Source organism: Agromyces mangrovi (assembly GCF_030296695.1).
Taxonomy (GTDB): domain Bacteria; phylum Actinomycetota; class Actinomycetes; order Actinomycetales; family Microbacteriaceae; genus Agromyces; species Agromyces mangrovi.
Genome location: NZ_AP027737.1, coordinates 3192312 through 3205217, shown reverse-complemented (window position 1 = coordinate 3205217; position 12906 = coordinate 3192312). Strand labels below are relative to the sequence as shown.

General features: G+C 72.6%; 11 protein-coding genes, 1 rRNA gene and 2 pseudogenes. All 14 read right to left on the bottom strand.

Translation table 11 applies throughout. The features are described 5' to 3' along the window. Positions 1-13 precede the first annotated feature (13 nt). Positions 14-784: a pseudouridine synthase gene (locus QUE38_RS15265; RefSeq protein WP_286309151.1), complete on the bottom strand. Its 771-nt coding sequence runs from the start codon at positions 782-784 to the stop codon at positions 14-16. After that, a pseudogene (scpB, locus tag QUE38_RS15260) lies at positions 771-1435 on the bottom strand (SMC-Scp complex subunit ScpB). Before scpB ends, QUE38_RS15265 begins: the two are co-directional and overlap by 14 nt. After that, complete coding sequence (locus QUE38_RS15255) at positions 1425-2270, bottom strand: segregation and condensation protein A (protein ID WP_433996918.1); 846 nt, start codon at positions 2268-2270, stop codon at positions 1425-1427. The pseudogene scpB and the gene QUE38_RS15255 overlap by 11 nt, the downstream one beginning before the upstream one ends. After that, positions 2254-3146 (bottom strand): annotated as a pseudogene (locus tag QUE38_RS15250) (ParA family protein). Before QUE38_RS15250 ends, QUE38_RS15255 begins: the two are co-directional and overlap by 17 nt. Before the next feature lie 37 nt (positions 3147-3183). After that, positions 3184-4086, bottom strand: a complete 903-nt coding sequence (gene xerD, locus QUE38_RS15245) for a site-specific tyrosine recombinase XerD (RefSeq protein WP_286309149.1) — start codon at positions 4084-4086, stop codon at positions 3184-3186. Continuing rightward, entirely contained in the window at positions 4083-4754 is a 672-nt protein-coding gene (locus QUE38_RS15240; protein ID WP_286309148.1) for an NUDIX domain-containing protein, read from the bottom strand. Before QUE38_RS15240 ends, xerD begins: the two co-directional genes overlap by 4 nt. Then, complete coding sequence (locus QUE38_RS15235) at positions 4747-6435, bottom strand: CTP synthase (RefSeq protein WP_286309147.1); 1689 nt, start codon at positions 6433-6435, stop codon at positions 4747-4749. The genes QUE38_RS15240 and QUE38_RS15235 overlap by 8 nt, the downstream gene beginning before the upstream one ends. Next, positions 6422-8140 carry a DNA repair protein RecN gene (gene recN, locus QUE38_RS15230; RefSeq protein WP_286309146.1) on the bottom strand — a complete coding sequence of 573 codons (1719 nt, stop codon included), beginning with the start codon at positions 8138-8140 and terminating at the stop codon, positions 6422-6424. The genes QUE38_RS15235 and recN overlap by 14 nt, the downstream gene beginning before the upstream one ends. Beyond that, the gene (locus QUE38_RS15225; RefSeq protein WP_433996917.1) at positions 8133-9092 is read right to left on the bottom strand and encodes an NAD kinase; all 960 of its coding nucleotides are present in this window, start codon (positions 9090-9092) and stop codon (positions 8133-8135) included. Before QUE38_RS15225 ends, recN begins: the two co-directional genes overlap by 8 nt. Beyond that, entirely contained in the window at positions 9047-9862 is an 816-nt protein-coding gene (locus QUE38_RS15220) for a TlyA family RNA methyltransferase (protein ID WP_286311852.1), read from the bottom strand. Before QUE38_RS15220 ends, QUE38_RS15225 begins: the two co-directional genes overlap by 46 nt. Further along, the gene (locus QUE38_RS15215; RefSeq protein ID WP_286309144.1) at positions 9859-10068 is read right to left on the bottom strand and encodes a hypothetical protein; all 210 of its coding nucleotides are present in this window, start codon (positions 10066-10068) and stop codon (positions 9859-9861) included. The genes QUE38_RS15220 and QUE38_RS15215 overlap by 4 nt, the downstream gene beginning before the upstream one ends. 38 nt (positions 10069-10106) lie before the next feature. Continuing rightward, positions 10107-11132: an HAD-IIA family hydrolase gene (locus QUE38_RS15210; protein ID WP_286309143.1), complete on the bottom strand. Its 1026-nt coding sequence runs from the start codon at positions 11130-11132 to the stop codon at positions 10107-10109. Then, complete coding sequence (locus QUE38_RS15205) at positions 11104-11913, bottom strand: tetratricopeptide repeat protein (RefSeq protein ID WP_286309142.1); 810 nt, start codon at positions 11911-11913, stop codon at positions 11104-11106. Before QUE38_RS15205 ends, QUE38_RS15210 begins: the two co-directional genes overlap by 29 nt. Positions 11914-12627: 714 nt before the next feature. Then, positions 12628-12744 (bottom strand): 5S ribosomal RNA (gene rrf, locus QUE38_RS15200). Between the last annotated feature and the right edge of the window lie 162 nt (positions 12745-12906).

The following is a 12906-nucleotide window of genomic DNA, read 5'->3' as shown; positions in this document are numbered from 1 at the left end:
GGTGATTCCCCTCTCAACCGCGCTCGTCGCTCCGTGCGATCGTGAGCAGGCGGCCGAGTTCAACCTTAGTCAACGCGCGCACCTCGCCCGACCGCAGGGTGCCGAGGTGCAGCGGCCCGAACTGCCGCCTGACCAGCTCGACGACCGGATGCCCGACCGCCTCGAGCATGCGCCGCACGATGCGGTTGCGCCCCGAGTGGAGCGTCACCTCCACCATCGAGAACCCGCCGCCGCTGCCGGCCTGCAGCAGCTTCGCCGCGTCAGCCGCGATCGGGCCGTCGTCGAGCTCGATGCCGCGCTTCAGCTTCGTGAGCACCTGCGGCTGCACGGTGCCCTGCACCTTCGCGATGTACGTCTTCTCGACCCCGAACGACGGGTGTGCGAGCACGTGCGCGAGCTCGCCGTCGTTGGTGAGCACGAGCAGGCCGCTCGTGTCGCCGTCGAGGCGCCCCACGTTGTAGACGCGCCCCGGCAGGTCCTTCGTGAACCGCCGCAGGTCGGGCCGGCCCTGTTCGTCCTTCATCGACGAGACCACCCCGCGCGGCTTGTTCAGCATGAAGTAGAGCTTGTCGGCGTCGAGCTGCACGGCGACGCCATCGACCGCGACCTTCGCAGTGGCCGGGTCGATGCGGGTGCCGAGCTCGGTGACGACCCGCCCGTCGACCGTGATGCGGCCCTCGACGATGTACTGCTCCACCACGCGGCGCGAGGCGACGCCCGCGGCCGCGAGCACCTTCTGCAGGCGCACGCCCTCGGGCGCGCCGCCCGTGTCAGCGGGCGTCATCGAACCCGTCCTGTCCGTCGTCGAGCAGCGGCGCGACCTTCGGCAGCTCGTCGATCGAGTTCACGCCGAGGTGCACGAGCAGCTGGTCGGTCGTGCCGTAGAGGATCGCGCCGGTCTCGGCGTCGGTCGACACCTCGGTGATGAGCCCGCGCCCGAGCAGCGTGCGCACGACCGAGTCGACGTTCACGGCGCGGATCGACGCGACCTGCCCACGCGAGATCGGCTGCTTGTACGCGATCACGGCGAGGGTCTCGAGCGCCGCCTGCGAGAGCCGAGTCGGCGTCTGGGTGAGCACGAAGTCGGTCACGAGATCGTCGTAGTCGCCGCGCACGTAGAACCGCCAGCCGCCGCCGACCTCGCGCAGTTCGAAGCCGCGACGGATGCCTCCCGCGGCCGCCTCGCCCCCGATCCGGTCTCGCCGTCGTAGTCGGCGACGAGCCGAGTGATCGACGCGCGCACCTCGCGCACCGGCCGCGCGACCGCGGTCGCGAGCTGCACGACGGTCTGCGGCTCGTCGGCGACGAACAGGATCGCCTCGAGCGCACGGTCGAGGTCGAGCGCGCGCCCGGCGAGGTCGATGCCGTGGTCCTCGGTGTGCCCCGTCTCAGTTCCGGTGTCGGTCCCAGTGCCGGTGTCGGTCTCAGTGCTCATAGTCTGCTCCCAGGGTGCCCAGCTGCTCCTCCGACCACTCCTCGGCGGTCCAGCGCAAGGTGAGTTCGCCGAGCGGCTCGAGCTGCTCGAAGGCGATGGCGGCGTGGCGGTACAGCTCCAGCACCGCGAGGAATCGTGCGACGACCACGCCCTTCCGGTCGACGCCCGCGACCAGCTCGCGGAACGAGACCGGCTCGCCACGACGGAGGATCGAGACGACCTGCGCGGCCTGCTCGCGGATGCTCACGAGCGGCGCGTGCAGGTGGTCGAGCCCCACGACCGGGATGATGCGCGGCGTCAGCGCGACGACCGCGAGCGCGGCGAAGTCGTCGGCCGAGAGCGTCCAGCGCAGCTCCGGCGGCGCCCGGCGGAACTTCTCCTCGAGCCGCACGGTGCGCGGGTGCCGGGCCGACTCGGTGGCGATCCGCTCCCCGAACCAGCCCGCCACCTGCTTGAACGCGCGGTACTGCAGCAGCCGGGCGAACAGCAGGTCGCGCGCCTCGAGCAGCGCCACGTCCTCCGCGTCGACGAGCTCGCCCTGCGGCAGGAGCCCGGCGATCTTCAGGTCGAGCAGCGTAGCCGCGACGACCAGGAACTCGCTCGCGCGATCGAGCTCGTCCTCGGCCTCGAGCTGCGCGAGGTACGCGATGAACTCGTCGGTCACCGCGCCGAGCGAGATCTCGGTGATGTCGAGCTCCCGCTTCGAGATGAGCGAGAGCAGCAGGTCGAAGGGGCCCTCGAAGTTGCTCAGCGCGACGCGGAAGCCGTCGCCGTCGGCCTCCGGCTCGGGTGCCGCCTCGATCGCTCCCCCGCCGGCCTCAGGCGACGGCGCCACGGAAGATCAGCTCCCTCGCGAGCTGGCGGTAGGCCTTCGCCGCCTGGTGCTCGGGTGCGAACTGCGTGATGGGGGCGGATGCGACCGAGGCATCCGGGAACTTCACCGTGCGCGTGATCACGGTTTCGAGCACCTGGTCGCCGAACGCCTCGACGACCCGCTCCAGCACCTCGCGCGAGTGCAGGGTGCGGGCGTCGTACATGGTGCCGAGGATGCCGTCGAGCGTGATCGCCGGGTTCAGCCGGTCGCGCACCTTCTCGATGGTCTCGATGAGCAGGGCCACGCCGCGCAGCGCGAAGTACTCGCACTCGAGCGGGATGACCACGCCGTGGCTCGCGGTGAGCGCGTTCACGGTCAGCAGTCCGAGCGACGGCTGGCAGTCGATGAGGATGACGTCGTAGTCGGGCGCGACGCGCCGCAGCACGCCGGCGAGGATCTGCTCGCGCGCGACCTCGTTGACGAGGTGCACCTCGGCGGCCGACAGGTCGATGTTCGCAGGGATCACGTCGAGGCCCTCGACGCTCGTGTGCTGGATCGCGTCCTTCGGCTCGTGCTGGCGCGTCAGCAGCAGGTCGTAGATCGTGGTCACGTCGTGCGTGCGCACGCCGAGACCCGCCGAGAGCGCGCCCTGCGGGTCGAAGTCGATGGCGAGCACGCGGCGGCCGTCTGCGGCGAGCGTCGCGCCGAGGTTGATGGTCGTGGTCGTCTTGCCGACCCCGCCCTTCTGGTTGCAGAGCGAGATGATGCGCGCCGGGCCGTGGCTCTCGAGCGGCGCGGGTTCGGGGAATTCCTGGCCGGCCGACCGGTCGGGCCGAGTGCCGGGTCGAGCGTGGCGGTCCCGTCCAGTGGGTCGTTCTGGGATCCCGTCACGTGCATTCCTTCGAGTCGCGTGTTCCGCATGTTCTGCCCGATTCTAGCGAGCGCGAGGGTGTGCGGCCGTGTACATATCCCGGAGTGTGTCGACCGTGACGAGCGTGTAGATCTGCGTGGTCGCGACCGACGAGTGGCCGAGCAGCTCCTGCACGACGCGCACGTCGGCGCCGCCGGCGAGCAGGTGGGTCGCGAACGAGTGGCGCAGCGTGTGCGGCGAGATCTCGGCGCGGATGCCCGCGCGCTCCGCCGCCGCGCGGATCGCGAGCCAGGCGCTCTGCCGCGACATGCGCGCCCCGCGGGGGCCGAGGAAGAGCGCCGGGGTCGAGCGGCCGCGGGCGGCGAAGTCGGGACGCACGCGCACGAGGTACGCGCCGAGCGCCTCGCGCGCGAAGCTGCCGACCGGCACGATGCGCTGTTTGCCGCCCTTGCCGAGCAGGCGCACGACCTCCGCGTCCTGCACGTCGTCGACGTTCAGCGCGACGGCCTCCGACACGCGCGCGCCGGTCGCGTAGAGCAGCTCCAGCAGCGCGCGGTCGCGCAGCGCGACCGGGTCGTCGCCGTCGGTCGCGTCGAGCAGCGCCTGCACCTCCTCGACCGAGATCGCCTTGGGCAGGCGCGATGCGAGCTTCGGCGGCCGCACGTCCGCCGTCGGGTCGGTCGCGGCGCGGCCCTCCTCGACGAGGAAGCGGTGCAGTCCGCGTACCGACGAGAGGATGCGGGCGACCGACGAGGCGGCCATCGGATGCTCCGGGTCGGCGCGCAGCGACGCGACGAAGTCCACGACGTCCTGTTCGGTGACGGATGCCGCGTCGTCGATGCCGCGCGCGGCGAGCCACGCGCCGTAGCGGTCGAGGTCGCGCCGGTACGCCGCGACGGTGTTGCCCGACAGCCCCCGCTCGATGGTGAGGTGGCGCAGGTACGGCTCGACCGCGCTCGGGCTCATTCCGTGCGGCGCCCCAGCTTGGGGTGCGCGGGCCACGGGGCGTCCGCGGGCGCCAGGGTCGCCCACCCGGCCGCCCGGGACGCGCTCGCGGCGAGCGCGGCGATCACGAGCGCGGCGTTCTGCACCCGCCGCGCGAGCACCGCCTCGACGAGCTCGTCGAGCGGCACCCAGCGCGTCTGCATGTCGGCTTCCTCGGCCTCTCGCGGGAACGGCTCGGCCGTGGGGCGCAGGCCGCGCGCGAGGTAGATGCGCAGCGCTTCGTCGCTGCCGCCGGGCGAGTTGTAGAACTCGGTGAGCACCGACCAGTCGTCGGCCTCGAGGTCGGCCTCCTCGGCGAGCTCGCGCTGCGCCGCCTCGAGCGGCGGCTCGCCGTCGATGTCGAGCAGGCCCGCCGGAATCTCCCAGTCGCGCGTGCGCACCGGGTGGCGGTACTGCTGGATGAGGAACGCGCGGTCGTCGTCGTCGAGCGCGAGCACCGCGACGGCGCCCGTGTGGTCGACGTACTCGCGCACGATGCGGCCGTCGCCGTACTCGACGGTGTCGCGGCGCAGGTTCCAGACTCGGCCCGTGAAGACGCGCTCGACCTCGACCGGCTCGATCGGGGCGTACTCGTCGGCGATCGGCCCGTCGGCCGGTTCGCTGCCGGAGCCCGTCACCTGATCAGGCATCCGAGTTGTCGAAGAGCAGGCTCGCGCGGCGACGCTCGAGGGCGGCCGCCACGAGCCCGCGGAACAGCGGGTGCGCGTCGTTCGGCCGGCTGCGCAGCTCGGGGTGTGCCTGCGTGCCGATGTAGAACGGGTGCACGTCGCGCGGCAGCTCGACGAACTCGACCAGGTGCCGGTCGGGGCTCGTGCCCGAGAACACGAGGCCCGCGTCGGCGATCTGCTCGCGGTAGCCGTTGTTCACCTCGTAGCGGTGGCGGTGGCGCTCGGAGACGAGCTCCGAGTCGTAGAGCTCGGCCGCGAGCGACCCCTCGGCGAGGGCCGCCGGGTACAGGCCCAGGCGCATCGTGCCGCCCATGTCGCCCTCGGCGATGATCTCGACCTGCTCCTCCATGGTCGCGATGACCGGGAACCGCGTGTCGGGGTCGAACTCCGACGACGATGCGCCGTCGAGGCCGGCCACGTTGCGGGCGTACTCGATGACCATGCACTGCAGGCCGAGGCACAGGCCGAGCGCGGGGATGTGGTTGTCGCGCGCGAAGCGGAGCGCGCCGAGCTTGCCCTCGATGCCGCGCACGCCGAACCCGCCGGGCACGCAGATGCCGTCGAGCTCGGACAGGTGGCGCGCGGCACCCTCCTGCGTCTCGCACTCGTCGGAGGGGATCCAGCGCAGGTTGACCTTGGTCTTGCCCGCGAAGCCGCCGGCGCGGAGCGCCTCGGTCACCGACAGGTAGGCGTCGGGAAGGTCGATGTACTTGCCGACCAGGCCGATCGTGACCTCGTGCTTGGGCTCGTGCACGGCCTCGAGGAGGCCGGCCCAGCCGCTCCAGTCGACGTCGCGGGTCTGGAGGCCGAGCGAGTCGATGATGTACTGGTCGAGGCCCTGGTCGTGCAGCATCGTGGGGATGTCGTAGATGCTCGGCACGTCGACCGCGTTGACGACGGCCTGCTCGTCGACGTCGCACATGAGCGCGATCTTGCGCTTGTTCGCCTCGGTGACGGGGCGGTCGCTGCGCAGCACGAGCGCGTCGGGCTGGATGCCGATCGAGCGGAGCGTCGCCACGGAGTGCTGCGTGGGCTTCGTCTTCTGCTCGCCCGACGCGCCCATGTACGGCACGAGCGAGACGTGCACGAAGAACGCGTTGCCGCGGCCGAGCTCGTGGCGCACCTGGCGGGCCGACTCGATGAACGGCTGCGACTCGATGTCGCCGACCGTGCCGCCGATCTCGGTGATGATCACGTCGGGCTTGGGGGTCTCGGATGCCTGCAGTCGCATCCGTCGCTTGATCTCGTCGGTGATGTGCGGGATGACCTGCACGGTGTCGCCGAGGTACTCGCCGCGGCGCTCCTTGGCGATGACGGTGGAGTAGATCTGCCCGGTGGTGACGTTCGCCGCCTGGCTGAGGTTGATGTCGAGGAAGCGCTCGTAGTGGCCGATGTCGAGGTCGGTCTCGGCGCCGTCGTCGGTCACGAACACCTCGCCGTGCTGGAACGGGTTCATCGTTCCCGGGTCGACGTTGAGGTACGGGTCGAGCTTCTGCATGACGACGCGCAGACCCCGCGCGGTCAGGAGGTTGCCGAGGCTGGCGGCCGTGAGGCCCTTGCCCAATGAAGAAACGACACCACCGGTCACGAAGATGTGCTTGGTCGTGTCGTTCGAGGATTCCGCGCTGTCAATATCCGCCACGGGCTTCCATCCTATCAGCAGTGTGGGCGAGGGAGAGCAGCTCGCGAGCGTGCGCGAGGCCGGAGTCGGAGTCGGCGAGGCCGGACAGCAGGCGGGCCATCTCGGCGGCGCGCTCGTCGCCGTCGAGCTGCTGGACGCTCGAGGCCGTGACCCGGCCGTCGGACCCCTTGGCCACGCGCAGGTGGTTGGTGGCGAACGCGGCGACCTGCGCGAGGTGCGTCACGACGATCACCTGCGAGGTCTCGGCGAGGCGCGCGAGCCGCCGCCCGATCTCGATCGCGGCCGCACCGCCGACGCCCGCGTCGACCTCGTCGAACACGAACGTGGGCACCGGGTCGGTCGCCGCGACGACCACCTCGATCGCGAGCATGACGCGCGAGAGTTCGCCACCGGATGCCCCCTTCGACACCGGCCTCGCGGGCGCGCCCGCGTGCGGGGCGAGCAGGATCGCCACGCTGTCGCGCCCGTGCATCGTGAGCTCGCCCGAGTCGTCGACCTGCACCTCGAGACGGGCGTCGGGCATGGCGAGCGCGGCGAGCTCGGCGGTCACGCGCTCGGCGAGCTCGGCGCCGGCGTCGCGGCGGATGCCCGAGATGCGCGTCGCGAGTTGGTCGACCGTCGCGGCATCCGCTTCGACCTGTTCGGCGAGCTGCACGATGCGCTCGTCGTCGCCGTCGAGCTCGAGCAGGCGCAGCCCGCCGCGATCGGCGTAGGCGATGACGTCGTCGAGGGTCGGGCCGAAGCGGCGCTCGAGGTCGGTGAGCAGCGCCCGGCGCTCCTGGATCAGCTCGAGCTCGCGGCTGCCGTCGGCGTCGAGGCCGGCGAGGTAACCCGAGAGGTCGGCGACCGCGTCGGAGAGGATGAAACCGGCGGATGCGAGTGCCTCGGCGATGGGGGCGAGCTGCGCGTCGTGCTCGGCGACGCGTTCGAGCGCGCGTCGCGCGCCGTCGACCAGCACGACGGCGTCGGGCACGTCGTCGACCGCGTCGGAGGAGAGCATCTCGCGCGCCTGCTCCCCCGCGAGCCGCAGCTCCTCGAGGTTGGTCAGCCGGTCCGCGCGCTCGGCGAGCTCGCGGCTCTCCCCCGCGACCGGCTCGGCGGCGGCGATCTCGTCCATCGCGGCGCGGAGCTCCTCGGCCTCGCGGGCGCGCTCCTCGTGGGCCGCGACCAGCTCCGCGTGCTCGGTCGCGGCGGCCCGCCAGCGCTGGAACGCCTCGCGGTACTCGGCGAGCACCGGCTGCAGCGCATCGCCGGCGAACCGGTCGAGCGCGTCGCGCTGCGCGACCGCGGAGCGCAGCCTGACCTGGTCGGACTGGCCGTGCACGACGACGAGCGACTCGCCCAGGTCGGCGAGCACGCCCACCGGCGCGCTGCGACCGCCCACGACGGCGCGGCTGCGTCCCTCGGCGGAGACCGAGCGGCCGAGCAGCAGCTCGCCCTCGTCGACGTCGCCGCCGGCGTCGCGTGCACGCTCGGCCACCGACCCGTCGTCGGCGACGAGCCAGCGCCCCTCGACCCACGCGCGCTCCGCGCCCTGGCGCACCGTGCCCGCGTCGGCGCGCGAGCCGAGCAGCAGCCCGAGCGCGGAGACGACCATGGTCTTGCCCGCGCCGGTCTCGCCGGTCACCGCCGTGAACCCGGGGCCGACGGGCAGCGTCGCCTCCGCGATCACGCCCAGGTCGCGGATGGACAGTTCCTCAATCACGCGTACCGGGCCCTCTCCACCCCGCGACGGGGAGTCGGAACTTGTTGACGAGCCGGTCGGTGAACGGGGCCTCGTGCAGGCGCGCGAGGCGCACCGGCGTCTCGGAGCGCCGCACGATCACGCGCGCGCCCGGCGGCAGGTCGTGCATGCGCCGCCCGTCGCACCAGAGCACGCCCGAGGCGTTCGTTCGGTCGAGCACCTCGACGGCGAGCGACGACTCCGGCCCCACCACGAGCGGGCGCGCGAACAGCGCGTGCGCGCTGAGCGGCACGAGCAGCATCGCCTCGACCGCGGGCCACACCACGGGCCCGCCGGCGGAGAACGCGTACGCGGTCGAGCCCGTCGGCGTGGAGACGACCACCCCGTCGCATCCGAATGACGACAACGGCCGCCGGTCGACCTCGATGACGACCTCGAGCAGCCGCTCGCGCTCGGCCTTCTCGACGGTGACCTCGTTGAGCGCCCAGCTCTCCCAGACCACGTCCATTCCGTGCTTCACCCGCACCGCGAGCGCCATGCGCTCCTCGACCTCGTAGTCGCGGGCGAGGGCGCGAGTCACGGTGTACCCGAGGTCGTCGCGCTCCGACTCGGCCAGGAAGCCGACGTGCCCGAGGTTCACGCCGAGCAACGGCGCCGAGTGGCCGCGGATCATCTCGGCGGCCCGAAGGATGGTGCCGTCGCCGCCCAGCACGATGACGAGCTCGATCTCGGCGATCGAGACCTCCGCGTCGAGGCGGCGGGCGCCGCCGTTCATCTCGGGGTCGAACTCGTGCAGGTCGTCCCACTGCTCGTCGGCGATCACGGGGGTCGCACCTGCCGCGGACAGCTGCCGGCACACCTCCGAGGTGGCCTCCAGCGAGTCGCGGCGTCCGGTGTGCGAGACGACCAGGAAGTGCCGCGCTTCGCTCACGCCCGACCGCCCTTCGTCTCCGCCGCCACGAGTTCCCTCCATTGTGACGGATCGCTCCCGCCGTCGGCGCGCAACCACGCGAGCAGCTCGATGTTGCCGTGCGTGCCCTGCACTGGGGAGGACACGACCCCGGCCGTGCCGAGCCCGAGGCCCGCCGCCGCCTCGAGCACGTCCATCACCGCATCGGCGCGCAGCGCGTCGTCGCGCACCACGCCGGCCTTCACCCCCGTGCGGCCCACCTCGAACTGCGGCTTCACGAGCAGCACGAACTCGGCATCGTCGGCCGCGGTGGCGCGGAGCGCCGGCAGCACGGTGCGCAGCGAGATGAAGGAGAGGTCGGCGGTCACGAGCGACGGCCGCTCGGCGACGCCGGACAGGTCGGCGAGCACCTCGGGCGTGAGGTCGCGCACGTTGCATCCCTCGACCAGCACCAGCCCGGGCGCGTCGCGCAGGTCGGGTGCGAGCTGGTCGTGGCCGACGTCAACGGCGATGACGGTGGCGGCACCGCGCTCGAGCAGCACCTGGCTGAACCCGCCCGTCGACGCCCCGGCGTCGAGCACGGTGCGCCCGGCCGGGTCGACGTCGAACGCGTCGAGGGCCGTCACGAGCTTCCACGCCGCGCGGCTGACGTAGTGGTCGGATGCCTCGACGACGATGTCCGCGCCTGAGGCGACGCGCGTCGAGGCCTTGCGCACGACTCGCCCGTCCACCGCGACCTCGCCCGCGGCGATCAGCTGCGCGGCGTGCGTGCGCGACCGCGCGAGCCCGCGTGCGGCGAGGGTCGCGTCGAGCCGGCCGTCGTCGGGGGTCAGTCGGCCGCCTCCGGGTCGGCGCCCTCGAGCTGGGCGCGCAGCTCGCCGTGCAGCTGCTCGAACGCCACGGCGCGCTGCTCGAGCGGCAGTTCGTCGATGCCGGCCAGGCGGTCCGTCAGCCCGGTCGCGTCGTCGGCGACCTCGTCGGCGGATGCCTCGGGGCTCACGTGCTCGGGGCCGGCGTCCTCGGGCGGTGCGTCACTCACGTCTCCACGCTATCGCGTGCCCGCTCGCATCGCGCCCGTCAGGCGTAGAGCCGCTCGGGCACCTCGAGGCCGTGGATCGGCGTGGCACTGTCCCAGATGGCGCGGCTCGCCGCGCGCAGCAGGTCGAGCGGCTCGTCGCCGTCGCGCACGATCGTGACGGTACGGCCGTCGATGCGCACGGCCGCGCGGCCGACGGTCACGGTGCCGTCGCGGCGCGTGGACGTCTCCGGGTACGGTTCGTGCAGGCCGCGCAGGTCGGCGAGCACGTAGTCGGGACGCATGTCGGGCGTCGCCGCGAGCACCTGCTTCGCCCGGTCGATGCCCGTGAGCACGAGGGCGGAGCGCATCCCCGCGCGATTGGCGCCGAGAATGTCGGTGTCCAGCCGGTCGCCGATCATGAGCGGAGCGGATGCCCCGAAGCGATCCGTCGCCTCGAGGAAGATCGGCGTCTCCGGCTTGCCGGCCACCTGCGGCAGGATGCCGACCGCCGTGTGCACCGCGGAGACCAGCGTGCCGTTGCCCGGCGCGATGCCGCGCGCGACCGGAATCGTCCAGTCGGTGTTCGTGGCGATCCACGGAATGCCGCCGCGCTCGGCCGCGTCCTGGATCGCGAAGGCCGCCTCGGCGAGCTGGGCCCAGCCGACGTCGGGCGCGAAGCCCTGCACGACCGCGGCGGGCGCGTCCTCGGCGGAACGCGTCGGCACGTAGCCGGCGCGCTCGAGCTCGATCACGATGCCCTCGCCGCCGACGACGAGCACGGATGCCCCGGGCTCGACCGTCTGCGTCAGCAGGCGCATCGCCGCCTGCGGCGACGTCACCACGTGCTCGGGCGCGACGTCGAGGCCGAGCTCCGACAGGTGCCGCGCGACGGTCGCGTCGCTGCGGGAGGCGTTGTTCGTGATGTACCCGACGGGCACGGATGCCGCGGCCAGCCGGAGACTCTCGACGGCGTGCGGCAGCGCGTCCGCGCCGGCGTACACGACGCCGTCGAGGTCGGCGAGCACCGCATCTGCCCCGTCGAGCGGGGTCGCGGGCTCAGTCTTCGGGCGTCGCAGCGGCGTCATCGTCAGCTTCGGCAGGCTCAGCGGCGTCGGCAGGCTCGGCGGCCTCGACCGGCTCAGCGGTATCAGCCGTGGGCTCTGCCACCTGAGCCGCGGGAACCTCCACGGGCTCCTCCTCGGCCATCTCGAACACCGTGACGGTCTCGTTCCCGGCGGATGCCGCGTCGAGCGCCGCCTCGGCCCGCGCCGATCGCTCGCGCCACTCGGTTGCGGCGGCGTCGCGCCCGAGTTCCTCGAGCACCTCCGCGTACGCGTCGAAGAGCGCGGGGCTCCAGCTGAACGCCCGATCGGGGTCGAGCTGCGGGATCTCGAGCTCCGAGAGCGCGTCCTCGGCCTGGCCGAGGTCGAGTCGCGCGCCGGACATCGCGATCGCGAGGCCGACCTGCACCACGGTCTCGAGCGACGCGCGGTCGACCGAGCGGCCGAGTTCGAGCGCCTTCTCGGGGCGACCGACGCCCCGCTCGCTGTCGACCATGAGCGGCAGTTGGTCGTCGCGCCCGGAGATGCGTCGATAGGTGCGCAGCTCGCGGAGCGCCAGGGCGAAGTCGCCGGTCGCGTAGGCCGTGATGGCGAGGGACTCGCGGACGACCGCGACGCGACCGGCACGATGCGCCGCCTCGAGGGCGTGCTCGTGCGCGCGTGCGGGGTCGTCGTCGAGCAGGCGGGATGCGGCGACCAGGTGCTTCGCGACCTGCTCCGCGTTCTCCTTGCTGAGCGTCTTCAGCTCCGCGCGAGCGGCGCGGTCGAGCTCGCGCGGGTCGATCGACGGGTCGAGCTCGGGCACGTAGCGCCGCGGCGTCGACTCGCGCTCCTCGCGCGGCCCGCGCTGGGGACCGCGACCGGCGACACGGCCCTGCCCCTGACGACCGCCGCGCTTCCCGCCGTCGCGGTCGTAGCGGTCCGACTGCGGCCCGCGACCCGCGCGGTCCGGACGACCGGAACGGTCGGGACGACCACCGCGATCGGGGCGACCTGCGCGATCCGTGCGATCGGGTCGGCCTGCACGATCGGGACGGCCGCTCCGGTCCGACGAGGACCGTCGAGCGCCGTCGTACTCACGCTGCTGCCGCGGACGATCGCCATCACGACGCGGTTTCCCGCCGCTGTGGGACTTCCGGTCTCCGCCGGACGATTTCCGATCGCCGCCATAGGGCCTGCGATCGCCCCCAGACGATTTCCGGTCACCGCCGTACGGCTTGCGGTCCGGGTTACGACCCGAGCCGCCCTTCGCCGAGTCGCCCCTGGCGCCGCCGCTCGAACGCGCGGGCTTCCGGTCTCCGCTGCGGGCGTCGCCGCGGGACGAGTTCCGTCGTTCGCCGCTGCCGGACGCGCCGGCTCGGTCCGGAGCCTGCTCCGGACGCTTCTTGCGCTCGTCGTCCACGATGTTCCCGTCGTCTGTGCTGTTGTCGTTGTCCACCGTACTGCGGGCGATGCCTCGCGGGTGGGTGCTTAAATGCGAGATGGCCACCCGTCATCGGGTGGCCATCTCGGAAGGTATGTCCGGCGGTGTCCTACTCTCCCACAGGGTGGCCCCTGCAGTACCATCGGCGCTGCGAGTCTTAGCTTCCGGGTTCGGAATGGGTCCGGGCGTTTCCCTCGCGCTATGGCCGCCGAAACTCTAGCCACACCCACGCGTGATGGGGGTGTGTGGTCTCGGGTCCCACCCCGCCAACCCGAAGGCGGGTTGTGGGTGGGTGTTGAGTTGTTGTTCGTGTGGTGGGAACCACAGAGTGGACGCGAGCGATCTACAGGCCACACACCCCTGCCTTACACGTGG

Coding starts and splice junctions, on each gene's coding strand:
- QUE38_RS15265 (WP_286309151.1), bottom strand. CDS start 784: ATGACGCCCGCTGACACGGGCGGCGCGCCCGAGGGCGTGCGCCTGCAG.
- xerD (WP_286309149.1), bottom strand. CDS start 4,086: ATGAGCCCGAGCGCGGTCGAGCCGTACCTGCGCCACCTCACCATCGAG.
- QUE38_RS15240 (WP_286309148.1), bottom strand. CDS start 4,754: ATGCCTGATCAGGTGACGGGCTCCGGCAGCGAACCGGCCGACGGGCCG.
- QUE38_RS15225 (WP_433996917.1), bottom strand. CDS start 9,092: ATGGAGGGAACTCGTGGCGGCGGAGACGAAGGGCGGTCGGGCGTGAGC.
- QUE38_RS15210 (WP_286309143.1), bottom strand. CDS start 11,132: ATGACGCCGCTGCGACGCCCGAAGACTGAGCCCGCGACCCCGCTCGAC.